Origin of the sequence: Pantoea alfalfae, from assembly GCF_019880205.1 — a bacterium.
Classification (GTDB): Bacteria; Pseudomonadota; Gammaproteobacteria; order Enterobacterales; family Enterobacteriaceae; genus Pantoea; species Pantoea alfalfae.
In genome coordinates, this window is record NZ_CP082292.1 from 2318533 (window position 1) to 2331417 (window position 12885).

Below are 12885 nucleotides of genomic sequence, written 5' to 3' on the forward strand. Positions count from 1 at the left end.
ACCCCTCACCCATGCCAGCCGTGCAGGAATGGCCTGCCTGAAAAGCAAAGTATGCGAGCCAGGGATGGCGAGCCCAGTCCGCAGGGATGCGGGATTCCTTTGCGATCAGGCAGGTTTTTCCTGCACGACGCACCGTATTTGCACTCCATTGCAACAAATCTGCAAAACCCCTCACCCATGCCAGCCGTGCAGGAATGGCCTGCCTGAAAAGCAAAGTATGCGAGCCAGGGATGGCGAGCCCAGTCCGCAGGGATGCGGGATTCCTTTGCGATCAGGCAGGTTTTTCCTGCACGACGCACCGTATTTGCACTCCATTGCAACAAATCTACAAAATCCCTCACCCATGCCAGCCGTGCAGGAATGGCCTGCCTGAAAAGCAAAGTGTGCGAGCCAGGGATGGCGAGCCCAGTCCGCAGGGATGCGGGATTCCTTTGCGATCAGGCAGGTTTTCCCTGCACGACGCACCCTACTTCCTGCCCATCGCACCGGCTCACCGTCACATCATCCCGCACCTGCAAATCCGCCCGATAGAACCGCACGACCTCACCCACCACCAGCAGCGATGGCGAAACCGGCTTTTCCTGCGCCACCGTCTCCGCCAGCCCTCCCAGCGTGGTAATCAACACCCGCTGATCCGGCCGGGTGCCGTTCTCTATAATCGCCACCGGCGTCGCCGTATCCCGTCCCTGTGCCTGCAGCTGCGCACTGATCGACGCACTCCAGCTTAGCCCCATATAGAACACCAGCGTCTGATTCACCGCCGCCAGTGCGGCTGCATCCAGCTGCGGCTCGCCACGCCGGCCATGCCCGGTAATCAACCGCAGCGACTGCGCACAATCCCGATGCGTCAACGGAATCCCGCTGGCGGCCGCACAGCCCACCGCCGCCGTAATTCCCGGCACTACCTCACAGCGGATCCCGGCCTGTTGCAGACTCACCATCTCCTCGCCACCGCGCCCAAAAATAAAGGGATCGCCCCCTTTCAGCCGGATCACATTGCGCCCGCTGCGCGCCAGATCCCCCAGCAACTGATTAATCTGCGCCTGCTTCAGCCCGTGCTGACCCGGCTGCTTACCCACGTCAATGCTTAACGCGCTCTCCGGCACCTCCGCCATCACCGCTTCACTCACCAGCCGGTCATACACCACTACTTCAGCCCGCTGCAGCAACCGCAACGCCTTTACTGTCAGCAACTCCACATCGCCAGGGCCTGCGCCCACCAGCCACACCGCACCCTGCGGCTTTGCCACACCGACCGGGGCCAGTAACTTATCCAGAGAATTAATTGCTCGCGTCATCATTCCTCCACAACCACATCGGACAGCAAAAGCTGCTTCAGCTCCGGAATACAGGAGCCACACTGCGTGCCGCACTTCAGCTTCCGGCCAAGCGCCTGAGTGGTACGACATCCCTCCGCCACCGCCTGCAAAATCGTCTGTTCGCCTACCCCCATACAGCTACAGATAATCCGGCCTGCCGCGCTGCCCTGCATCGCCTGACCCGCCAGCACGCTGTGCCGCCCGGCAGCATCCTGCGGCGCATCCGCAAAGGCCGCCGCGACAAATGCGCTATCCAGCGATGGCAACGCGCTACCGGCATAAAACGCCAGCTGCAACTCACCGTCGCGCCATGCCAGCAACCGGTAATCACAACCGCTGCCGGAGGCGACCTGCAGGTCATAACCTGACAAATCAACCTGTCCGGCCAGCCACGCCTGCGGCACTCCCTCGCCCGCGACCGCATAGCGCTGCGCCGCCGGATAGGGCGTACGCGACCAGTAGCGCAAGCCTGCGGGCTGCGTCATTCCACGCTGCCACAGCCAGCCCTGCCAGCTCACCGTCAGCGGCAGAATCCGCACCGGCGTCTGCTTCAGCGCGGGTTGCCCTGAAAACGGACAGGCGCGGGCGGCGACCAGCATATCGACGTGACTCTGCTGGCTGAACTGCCGGTTCCAGTGCATCGGCACAAACAGCTCGCCGCGCCGCATCCCGCTATCACCCCGTACCCGTACAGTGATCCAGCCCTGTACTGACTGCACCCGCGCCAGCCCACCCGCCGTCACGCCATACTGCACGGCATCAGCGGGATGCAGCGCCACAAACGGCTCATCACAATGCTGCATCAGACGCGGCACCAGCCCGGTGCGCGTCATGGTATGCCATTGATCGCGCACCCGACCGCTGTTCATCAATAGCGGATAAGCCGCATCACGCGGGGTTAAGGCAGGCGTAGCCGGGACACGCAGCCGGGCTTTCCCGTCCTCGTGGAAAAAGCGGCGATCGCCAAACAACCGCGCACAGCCCTGCGGATGAGCAGCATTAACCGGCCACTGAACCGGACGCAGCGCATCCCATGCAGCCTGGCTCAACGGCGCCAGCCCGCTGATATCAAACGCCCGCTGACCGTCGTTCTCAAACCCCGACAGCGCCGCATGTTCGCAGAAAATCTCCGACGGATGCTGCCAGTTAAAGCCCTCTCGGAACCCTAGTCGCTGCGCCACCTGCGCCAGCAGCCACCAGTCAGGCCGGGCATCCCCCGGCGCGGCGGCAAAGGCGCGCTGACGCGAAATACGCCGCTCTGAGTTCGTCACGGTGCCGTTCTTCTCGCCCCAGCCCTGGGCGGGCAGCAGAATATCGGCAAAGGCGCTGGTGTCGGTCTGCGCCATCACATCCGAGACAATGACCAGCGGACACGCCGCCAGCGCCTGCGCCACGCGGTTGCCTTCCGGCATTGACACCGCCGGATTGGTGCCCATAATCCACACTGCTTTCACCTCACCTTCCGCAATTGCCCTGAAGAGATCCAGCGCGGTCAGTCCCGGCTGGCGGGCCATCGACGGGCTGCGCCAGAAACGCTGCACCCGATCGCAGTCCGCTTCCGTAAAACTCATGTGCGCCGCCAGCTGATTCGCCAGGCCACCCACTTCGCGTCCGCCCATCGCATTTGGCTGTCCGGTCAGCGAAAAAGGCCCGCAGCCCGCACGGCCTATTTTGCCCGTCAGCAGATGCAGGTTAAGAATCGCCTGGTTATTGTCGCTGCCGGTGGCGGACTGATTAATCCCCATGCACCACAGCGTCAGCATCCGATCGTGCTGGCTGACCAGCCGGAAAAAGTGCGTCACCTGCTGTTCCGTTAAATCACAGGTCTCTGCAACCCGCGCGACATCCCACTGCGCGGCGGCCACCAGGGTTTCACCCACGCCATTCAGATGCGGCAACATGCTGGCATCCAGGCCATCGTGCTGCGCCAGCCAGTGCAGCAGACCGGAAAGCAGCGCCGCATCACTGCCAGGGCGCAGCGGCAGATGCAGATCGGCCTGGTCACAACTGGCCGTGCGGCGCGGATCAATCACCACAATGCGCATCGCCGGTCGCTGCTGCTTCGCCTGCATCAGCCGCTGCCAGACCACCGGATGCGCCCAGGCGGCATTGGACCCTACCAGCAGTACCAGATCCGCCTGTTCCAGATCGTCGTAACAGCAGGGCACCGCATCCGCCCCCAGCGCCCGCTTATAGCCGACCACCGCCGACGCCATGCAGAGCCGGGAATTCGTATCGATGTTGGCGGCACCGATATAGCCCTTCATCAGCTTGTTGGCGACGTAGTAATCCTCGGTGAGCAGCTGCCCGGAGCCATAAAACGCCACTGCCTGCGGACCATATTGATCGATTACCGCGCGCAATCCTGCCGCCGCCGCATCCAGCGCCGCATCAAGGCTGACCGGCTGGCCGTTAACCTGAGCGGTAAGAAGACGCCCCTGTGGCGTCAGCGTCTCGCCCAGCGCCGCGCCCTTAACGCACAACCGGCCTGCGTTAGCGGGATGATGCGCATCGCCGATCACCGTTGCCTGATGATTACCCTGCGGCGTGACGCAGACGCCACAGCCGACGCCGCAATAGGGACAGGTGCTGTTCATGATGCCTGCGCCAGCCGATTTTGCGGACGGTTTGCCAGCCAGATCTGCCCCGCTTCCAGCTTCACCGGCCAGCAGCGCAGCTGATGCTGCGGATTATCCAGACTCTGCCCGTCACGCAGCCGTACCCGCTGCTTGTAGAGCGGAGAGATCACCACCGGCTCGCCGCCGACATCGCCCAGAATCCCGCGCGACAGCACGCTGGCGTCGCTGCCGGGTTCACGATCTTCCAGCGCATAGAGCGCATCGCCAAAGCGGAACAGGGCAACACGCTCGCTGCCGAGTCGCGCCCCGATCCCGGCTTCGGGCGGAATCGCCTCCAGTGCGCAGACTGCGCTCCACGGCTCGGCGGGCAGCTGTAGCAGCGGACGCGCAGCCACGGATTCAGGCTGACGCTGACCGCGTACCCGGCTGTAGTGCAGGGTTTCATCGGGCTGCTCGCTGTTGATCGTCGGCGTAAACAACGCACGTCGCGATGGGTCCGCCAGCGTGGTCTGCCACTCGCACTGCCAGGCGTCAACCACCCGCTGCATCTCCTGCTCCAGCGTTGCACCCAGCCCAAGGCTGTCCTCAATCACCACCTGACGCAGGTAATCGAGACCGCCTTCCAGATTGTCCAGCCAGACGCTGGTGCGTTGCAGACGATCCGCAGTACGGATATAGAACATCAGCAGACGATCGACATAGCGCAGCAGCGTGGCATCGTCGAGGTCGCTGGCAAACAGATCGGCGTGCCGCGGCTTCATGCCGCCGTTGCCGCAGACATAGAGGTTCCAGCCCTTTTCAGTGGCGATCACGCCGATATCTTTACTCTGCGCTTCCGCACACTCGCGAGTACAGCCCGAGACCGCCATCTTGATTTTATGTGGGGCGCGAAGTCCCTTGTAGCGGTTCTCCAGCGTGATGGCGAAGGCGGTCGAGTCCTGCACGCCGTAGCGGCACCAGGTGGATCCGACACAGGATTTCACGGTGCGCAGCGACTTGCCGTAGGCGTGACCGGTTTCAAAACCGGCCTCAAGCAGCGTCTGCCAGATAGCGGGCAGCTGATCGAGCCGCGCGCCAAACAGGTCGATACGCTGCCCGCCGGTGATTTTGGTGTAAAGGTCATAACGCGCTGCCACTTCACCAATGGCGATCAGCCCCTGTGGCGTAATTTCACCCGCCGGGACACGCGGCACTACCGAATAGGTGCCATCTTTCTGGATGTTGGCGAAGTAGCGGTCATTCGTATCCTGTAACGGCAGGTGCGCCGGTTTCAGCAGATAGTCATTCCAGCAGGAGGCAAGAATCGACCCCACCAGCGGCTTGCACACTTCACAGCCCTGACCCTTACCGTGTGAGGCTAGCAGCGCATCAAATGTTCTGAACTCACCCGCCCGCACCAGGTGATAAAGCTCCTGCCGTGAATAACTGAAGTGGTCGCAGACATCTTTTTTCACCTCGACGCCGAGCGTTTCCAGCTGAAACTCCATCACCTGTTTCACCAGTGCCACACAACCGCCGCAACCAGTGGCTGCTTTGGTGCAGCTCTTGATGCTACTCATCTCACCGCATCCGCCTTTCACCGCTGCGCAGATGTCGCCTTTGCTGACGTTGTGACAGGAGCAGACCTGTGCGCTGTCGGGCAATGCCGCGACGCCCGGCGCTTTTGGCGCACCGGCCAGCGCAGGCAGGATCAGGCTCTCCGGCGCGGCAGGCAGCGGCAGGTCGTTGAGCATCATCTGCAGCAGCGTGGCGTAATCGCTGCTGTCGCCGACCAGTACGCCGCCCAGCAGTCGTGTGCAATCAGCACTGACCACGATTTTTTTGTAAACGCCTTTTGGCCCGTCGGTCCAGTGATAGTGCTGACTGCCCTGGGTGCGGCCATGGGCATCACCGAACGACGCCACCTCCACGCCCAGCAGTTTCAGCTTAGTGCTCATGTCCGCGCCGCTGAAGGCGGCAGGTTCAGCCGCCAGATGTCCGGCCAGCACCCGTGCCATCTGATATCCTGGCGCGACAAGGCCAAAAATCTGGCCGTTCCACATCGCGCATTCCCCAATGGCAAACACATCGTCATCGCTGGTCTGGCAGCGATCGTTAATCTCAATGCCGCCGCGCGGTCCCAGCGTCAGGCCCGCTTCACGCGCCAGCTCATCGCGCGGACGGATACCGGCGGAGAACAGCACCAGATCGCCGGGTAAACTGCTGCCGTCGGCAAAGCGCAGTACCACGCTGCCATCGGGCTGCTGCTCGATCAGCTCGGTCTGTTTTGAGGTGTGGACGGTGACGCCCAGCGCGTCGATCTTCTGGCGCAGCATCAGCGCCCCGCCCTCATCAAGCTGCACCGCCATCAGGCGCGGCGCAAACTCCACCACGTGCGTTTCAAGCCCGAGCTGCCGCAGCGCATTCGCCGCCTCCAGACCCAGCAGGCCGCCGCCAATGACGATACCGCGCTGGCTATGGCGGGCGCAGGCGGCAATGGCATCAAGATCGTCCAGCGTGCGGTAGACAAAGCAGCGGTCGCCATCGTGGCCCGGCACCGGCGGGACGAATGCGCGTGAGCCGGTCGCCAGCACCAGCTTATCCCACGCCAGTTCACTGCCCGCGCTGTCACGCAGGCTGCGCTGCTGGCGATCGATGGCCACAACCGTGCAGCCACTGCGCAGTTCGATACCGTGCCGGACAAAGAAGTCCGCGCCGACCAGCGACAGATCGCCGGCCGTTTTGCCATTGAAATAGTCCGACAGATGCACGCGATCGTAGGCCTGCTGACGCTCCTCGCCGTAAACCACGACGTGATAGTGCTGATGCAGTTCGCGGGCAACCAGCTGCTCAAGAAAGTGGTGACTGACCATGCCGTGACCAATCACGGCTAAAACCGGTTTACTCATCTCAGGACTCTCAGCAGCCTGCGGCTGCGGTTCAGGTTGATGGTGATCGAACAGGGTATCGAGCGTGACAGGTTCGGCACGCTGCAGACGTTCAAGCCACGCCGCACCCTGCCGGGTATCGCCAGAGAGCAGCACGCCACAGAGGCGGCCCTGACGGAGAAAAAGGCGGCGATAGTCGCCGGAGATCGGATCAAAACTGCTGATGGATGGCGCCTCACTGACATCACCGGCGCTGAACAGCGAAATGCCGCTAACCTTAAGCCGCGTCGCCAGCGGCTCACTGACGAAATCCGCCAGCGGCGATCCCGCCAGCTGCGCCGCCAGAATCTCTGCCTGCGCCAGGCAGGGCGCGACCAGGCCAAAGGTTTCGCCCGCGATTTCACAGCACTCGCCCACGGCGTAAACATCGGGAATGGCGCTGCGCAGCTGACCATCAACCATAATCCCGCGCTGACACGGCAGACCCGCCGCCAGCGCCAGCTTCACCGCAGGCTGAACACCGATGGCAATCACGACCTGCGTGGCGGCGCAGTGACGCCCGCAGGTCAGCGTTACGCCCGCCTCGTCAATCGCCGTGAGTCCACTGCTGAGTTCGCAGCGAATGCCGCGCTGCGCTAATGCCGTCAGCAACAGCTCGCCCGCTTTGGCATCCAGCTGGCGGTCCAGCAGCCAGGGTTTGTGGTGCACCAGCGTGACCTCACGGCCACGGGCGCGGAGTGCCGCCGCCGCTTCAATGCCGAGAAAACCGCCGCCCAGAATCACCACCGGCCCCTGGCCCGTCAGCAGTTGCCGGACGTCGGCGATGCTGCGAAAACCGAGTACGTGGCGGGCATCAATACCGGGAATCGCGGGCAGACGAGGCTGTGAACCGGTGGCAAACACCAGCCGATCCCAGCCGAGCTGGCGCTGATCGGTCTGCACCGTACGCGCGGCCAGATCGACCTGCTGCACGGTTTCCCCGGTCAGCAGCGTGACGCCATGCCGCTGATACCAGTCGCGATCGTGGATCAGGGTTTCACCAAAGGACTTTTCACCGGCCAGCACCGGCGACAGCAGCACGCGGTTGTAGTTGCCGTGCGGCTCGCGGCCAATGACCGTAATGGCGTAGCGCAGCGGCGCACGCTGCAGCAGGCTCTCCACCATCTGCATCCCCGCCATGCCATTACCTATCACCAGCAACCGTTGCCTCATGGTCTGCTCCTTATGCGGCCGTGGTCTGTTTTTCATAGAGGAAATGCAGCACTTTCTGGCGCAGCTGGTGGTAGCGCGGCTCATCCGCCAGCGCGATCCGCGAGCGCGGACGCGGCAGATCGACGGTGAGGATTTCACCGACCTGCGCTGCCGGGCCGTTGGTCATCATCAGCACCCGATCGGAGAGCAGCACCGCTTCATCCACGTCATGGGTGATCAGGACAATGGTGGTGTTCAGCTCCTGCTGAATGCGCATCACGCTGTCCTGCAGGTGGGCGCGGGTTAAGGCATCCAGCGCGCCAAATGGCTCATCGAGCAGCAGCACGCGCGGCTTCATTGCCAGCGCCCGGGCAATGCCGACACGCTGCTTCATGCCGCCGGAGATTTCGCCAGGCCGCTTGTGCATGGCGTGGCTCATCTGCACCCGATTGAGGTTGTGTTCGATCCAGTCGCGCATCTCCGCTTTGCTGAAGCGTCCTTTAAACACCTGCTGCACCGCCAGTTCGACGTTCTGAAACGCCGTCAGCCACGGCAGCAGCGAATGGTTCTGAAATACCACCGCACGCGCCGGGCCGGGTCCGGTGATTTCGCGGTTATCACATAGCAGCACGCCGCTGCTGGGACGGGTTAATCCGGCAATCAGGTTCAGCAGCGTCGATTTGCCGCAGCCGGAGTGGCCGATCAGGCTCAGGGTTTCCCCTTCGTGGATATCAAAACTGACGTTGTCCAGCGCCAGAAACTCGCCGCTGGCGGTGTTGAAACGCTGACTCACCTGCTGAACGCGAATAATGTGTTGCTGCATGATGTTCTCCTTATTTTTCCCAGCTGAAACGACGCGCCAGCAGCATCAGACCCTGCTCCAGCAGCAGCCCGACGACGCCGATAATCAGAATGGCGATCAGAATGTTTGCCACGTTGAGGTTGTTCCACTCGTTCCAGATCCAGAAACCGATCCCCAGCCCGCCGGTCAGCATTTCGGCGGCCACAATCACCAGCCAGGCGATGCCGATAGAGAGACGCACCCCGGTGAGCACCGCAGGCAGCACGGCGGGCAGCAGGATCCGGCGCATCACCGTCCATTCAGAGAGCTGTAACACCCGCGCCACGTTGAGGTAATCCTGCGGAATGCGCTGCACCCCTTCGGCGGTGTTGATGATCATCGGCCAGATCGAACAGATGAAAATGGTCCAGCTGGCGGCCGGCTCGGCGCGCTGAAACAGCAGCAGCCCAATCGGCAGCCAGGCCAGCGGGCTGACCGGGCGCAGTAAGGCGATAATCGGATTGAACATGCGCGCCATAAAGGTGAAGCGCCCCAGCAGAAATCCGGCAGGAATGCCCACCAGCGCGGCGAGGCCGAATCCGATGGCGACGCGCTGCAGCGAGGCCAGCACATTCCAGCCAATGCCCTGATCGTTGGGACCATTGCTGTAGAACGGGTCAGCGAACAGTACCTGCGCGGCCTGCCAGGTCGCGTAAGGCGAGGGAAACGAGGGTTCGGACAGGGCGGCGATCTGCCACACCAGCAGCATCAGCAGCAGGCCGCCCGCAGCCGGAATGCAGTGCTGCAAAAACGGACGCAGCCGTGCCGGCCGAACGGCGGCTTTGGGGGTGACCTGTAACGGAATAACGGTGGCACTGCCGGGGGTTTGTACCGGCTGCGTCAGGGCGCGCACGTCAGTTTTCATAACAACCTCTCTTAACGTTTGATGGCGAAACTGGCGGCATAGGCGGCAGGATTGCTGCCATCCCAGACTTTGCCGTCGATCAGGGTGCTGCTGCGCATCTCACTGGCGGGCAGTGCCATCTGCCCGACGGCGCTGGCGGCCTGTTTGTAGATGTCGATGCGGTTGATCTGGCGGGCCACGGCGAGGTAATCGGGATCGCTGGCCAGCAGTCCCCAGCGTTTCATCTGGGTCAGGAACCACATCCCGTCGGAGAGCCACGGAAAACTGACGTTGCCGTTGTCGAAGAAGCGCATCGGATGCGCGTCCTGCCACGACTGTCCCAGCCCGTTCTGATACTGACCAAGCATCCGCCCCTGCAGCGTCTCCACTTTGGTGTTGATCCAGGCGCGACCGGCTAACACCTGCGCGGTTTCACGGCGGTTATTGTCTGAGGCATCGATCCAGCGCGCCGCCTCCAGTACGGCAGCAGTGAGCGCACGGGCAGTATGAGGGTTCTCTTTCACCCACTGCGCGCGGGTGCCTAGCACTTTTTCCGGATGCTCCGGCCAGATCTGCTGGCTGGTCGCAGCGGTAAAACCGATGTTGTCGCTGATGGCACGCTGGTTCCACGGCTCACCGACGCAGAAACCGCTCATGTTGCCAATCTTCATGTTCATCACCATCTGGGGCGGCGGCACGACCACGGTGCGCACATCGTCAAACGGATGAATGCCGGCATTGGCGAGCCAGTAGTAGAGCCACATGGCGTGCGTACTGGTAGGAAAGGTATGGGCGAAGGTCAGGCTGCCTTTCGGACTGCCATCAACGGCTTTTTTCAGGCTGGCCGCATCGGTGACGCCGCCTGCCTTGAGCTGGTTCGACAGGGTGATCGCCTGGCCGTTGTGGTTAAGCGTCATCAGGTTTGCCATATCGTGCTGCGGCCCCGCCACACCCAGCTGCAGCGCGTAGATCATGCCGTAAAGCACATGCGCCGCATCCAGTTCGCCGGAGGTCAGTTTGTCGCGCACCGCTGCCCAGCTCGCCTCTTTGCTGACCTGCAATGTCAGGCCATACTTTTTGTCGAAGCCTTTTACTGACGCCATGACGACCGGCGCGCAGTCGGTGAGTGGAATAAAGCCGACCCGCACCTGCGCCTTTTCTGGCGCATCGGAGCCGGCTGCCCAGACTGCATTTCGTAATCCCGGCACGATCCAGGCCGCACCCAGCGCCGCACCGGAGATCAGCGCCTGACGTCGTGTCAGTGAAAATGGCGTTTTGCTCATCATGTTGCCCCTGAACAGAAATAAAAAAAGGCATCCTCCGACAAGCCGAAGCCTGCGGATGGACGCCTTTATCCAAAGCACCGACCCCACCGCCATTGGCGGGAGCAATGCGTACTCTCTGTAGGGTTAAAGCAAAGGGTGTGCCAGATCGCTCAAGCCGTGTTAATGCCAATCTGCGGGGGGCAGCCTGGTGAGAAATCAACCTTTTTTGCACGTTTCTGACGCAGATCACGCACAAAGGCTGTGCAGCTACCTCATCCGGGTTAGTTGCTCAGGGTTTTCGCCACCGCCAGCACCGCCTGCGCGATCTCCAGTACCCGTTTGTTCTGGTTCATCGCACTTTTGCGCAGCGCCTGCCAGGCGGCCTCTTCGCTGAAACCCTGCTGCTTCATCAGCCAGTGCTTGGCCTGATCGATCACCCGTCGCTCGTCAAGTGAAGCGCGCATTGATGCCAGCTCATCCGCCTGCTGCTGCAGGCGCTGTGACTGCTCACCAATCAGCGACAGCACCGACCGTCCAAGTTGCGGGGCCAGACCGTCACTGTTGAGCGCAGCCGCGCCGGGCAGCCAGTCAGCTCCCGAGACGTAGAGCGAGAAGTTGCTGTCGCCCCGAACGACCGGCGATGCCGCCTGCTGCTGCGCCTGCTCAATCGCCTCACGACAACGCTGCATCAGCGTGGCCGTCAGGGCATCCTCCAGGGTTTTCATCTGGTCCAGCCGATCGGAGAGCAGAGAAAACCACTCCAGTGCGCCGGTTTCATCATACTGGCTACCGGTGCAGGCGATGCGCCGCAGCCGTTCGATATCCCGGCTGGCCTGAGACAGCGGCTGCCAGCTTGCACAGGCGACGCCGTCGGCAAACTCCCGGAAGGTGGTAAAGCTTTGCTCCTGAGCCGCAATCAGCGCCACCATCTGGCTGCGCTGCTCAGGCGTGAAGTGCCCCGCCGCAAAGCCCGCGGAGCCGATGGCCCGCTCCTGTCCTGCCAGCTCTTTGCCCTGCATAAAACTGAACAGCGCGATAAGTGCACGCGAGATACCGGGATCGCTGGCGGTGTCGGCTGCCTCAAACACCAGATTGAGTAAGGTGCGGATCACCTGATTAAACGCCGCCATCGCCGCAGCCTGATCCCGCTCATGCTGGCTGATTTGCTGACGCAGCGCGGGCAGTCCCTCCAGTGCCTGCAGGGCGGCGGCAATCAGGTTGCAGAAACGACTGAAACCGGGCTGTGCTATGGCGTGCGGCAGCGCCTGGTAAAAATGGTGCAGGCCGGCGCTGACCTCCTGCTGACGGGCGTGGCGCTCGGCGCTGAAGAGCGTGCCACCGGAGCAGATCCAGAGATTGTTTGCGCCGCGTTCCCGCTGCAGCCGATGAACCAGCTCACTGACGGCGGCCATCAGCTCGCCGGTTTCAAGCAGCCGTTGCAGGCTGGCAATATCGCTGTCACGCGAGGCCTGCAGCCAGGTCAGGGCATCCATGTTTCACCTCTCCGCCGTTAAAACCTTTCTGAAGCAAAAGGCGTGCCGCTTTCCGGAAAACAGGCAGGCGTATCCGGCGCGTAAATTCTGATTTTGATAAGATTGTTTAGCTGAAGAGATAAATTTTATCGGCAGCAAAAGATTAGAAAGACTTAATAGTTTCCAATCGAATCCATTGCATGTCAGAATGCGCGGCACTGTTCTCAACCAGTTTGTCCCCGCGATAATTCAGTTCGCTTTAACTATCGCATTGCCTGGCGCTTTTCTTATATCGCAGCCCGCCCAGAAAGCGTCTGCTATCACGCATCGGCAGCGTGTGCAATGGTTTGAATTCTCAAAAGTCTTAGGTAGACTAAACGCGTAACTATCCTGATGTAATCTGAACTTTTTTTGAAAAACAGACTTTCGGCACGATGCGGCGCGAAAAACAGCGCCTCCTGCATCGGGCCTGGCAATATGCAGATACTTTGATGAGATCACGAGGAA

7 protein-coding genes are annotated in these 12885 nt (G+C 61.9%); all 7 read right to left on the minus strand.

The window, feature by feature from the left end:
• Positions 1-437 precede the first annotated feature (437 nt).
• The gene (gene cobA, locus K6R05_RS10820; protein ID WP_222925483.1) at positions 438-1298 is read right to left on the minus strand and encodes a uroporphyrinogen-III C-methyltransferase; all 861 of its coding nucleotides are present in this window, start codon (positions 1296-1298) and stop codon (positions 438-440) included.
• On the minus strand, positions 1298-3916 hold the full coding sequence (locus K6R05_RS10825) for a nitrate reductase (protein WP_222924128.1): 2619 nt from the start codon (positions 3914-3916) through the stop codon (positions 1298-1300). The genes cobA and K6R05_RS10825 overlap by 1 nt, the downstream gene beginning before the upstream one ends.
• Entirely contained in the window at positions 3913-7977 is a 4065-nt protein-coding gene (gene nirB / locus K6R05_RS10830) for a nitrite reductase large subunit NirB (RefSeq protein WP_222924129.1), read from the minus strand. The genes K6R05_RS10825 and nirB overlap by 4 nt, the downstream gene beginning before the upstream one ends.
• A gap of 10 nt (positions 7978-7987) precedes the next feature.
• A complete protein-coding gene (locus K6R05_RS10835) occupies positions 7988-8779 on the minus strand; it encodes an ABC transporter ATP-binding protein (RefSeq protein ID WP_222924130.1) in 792 nt (263 codons plus the stop codon).
• Between the two features lie 10 nt (positions 8780-8789).
• Positions 8790-9662 (minus strand): nitrate ABC transporter permease, encoded by an 873-nt coding sequence (gene ntrB, locus K6R05_RS10840; RefSeq protein ID WP_222924131.1) that lies wholly within the window; start codon positions 9660-9662, stop codon positions 8790-8792.
• An 11-nt stretch (positions 9663-9673) separates the two neighbouring features.
• Positions 9674-10924, minus strand: coding sequence for a CmpA/NrtA family ABC transporter substrate-binding protein (locus K6R05_RS10845; RefSeq protein WP_222925484.1), 1251 nt, complete (start codon positions 10922-10924; stop codon positions 9674-9676).
• A 263-nt stretch (positions 10925-11187) separates the two neighbouring features.
• Entirely contained in the window at positions 11188-12399 is a 1212-nt protein-coding gene (locus K6R05_RS10850) for a nitrate regulatory protein (protein WP_222924132.1), read from the minus strand.
• Positions 12400-12885 lie beyond the last annotated feature (486 nt).

Excerpts from the sequence above, each read along its gene's own strand:
- cobA (WP_222925483.1), bottom strand. The coding sequence starts at position 1,298 with ATGACGCGAGCAATTAATTCTCTGGATAAGTTACTGGCCCCGGTCGGT.
- K6R05_RS10825 (WP_222924128.1), bottom strand. The coding sequence starts at position 3,916 with ATGAACAGCACCTGTCCCTATTGCGGCGTCGGCTGTGGCGTCTGCGTC.
- nirB (WP_222924129.1), bottom strand. The coding sequence starts at position 7,977 with ATGAGGCAACGGTTGCTGGTGATAGGTAATGGCATGGCGGGGATGCAG.
- K6R05_RS10835 (WP_222924130.1), bottom strand. The coding sequence starts at position 8,779 with ATGCAGCAACACATTATTCGCGTTCAGCAGGTGAGTCAGCGTTTCAAC.
- ntrB (WP_222924131.1), bottom strand. The coding sequence starts at position 9,662 with ATGAAAACTGACGTGCGCGCCCTGACGCAGCCGGTACAAACCCCCGGC.
- K6R05_RS10845 (WP_222925484.1), bottom strand. The coding sequence starts at position 10,924 with ATGAGCAAAACGCCATTTTCACTGACACGACGTCAGGCGCTGATCTCC.
- K6R05_RS10850 (WP_222924132.1), bottom strand. The coding sequence starts at position 12,399 with ATGGATGCCCTGACCTGGCTGCAGGCCTCGCGTGACAGCGATATTGCC.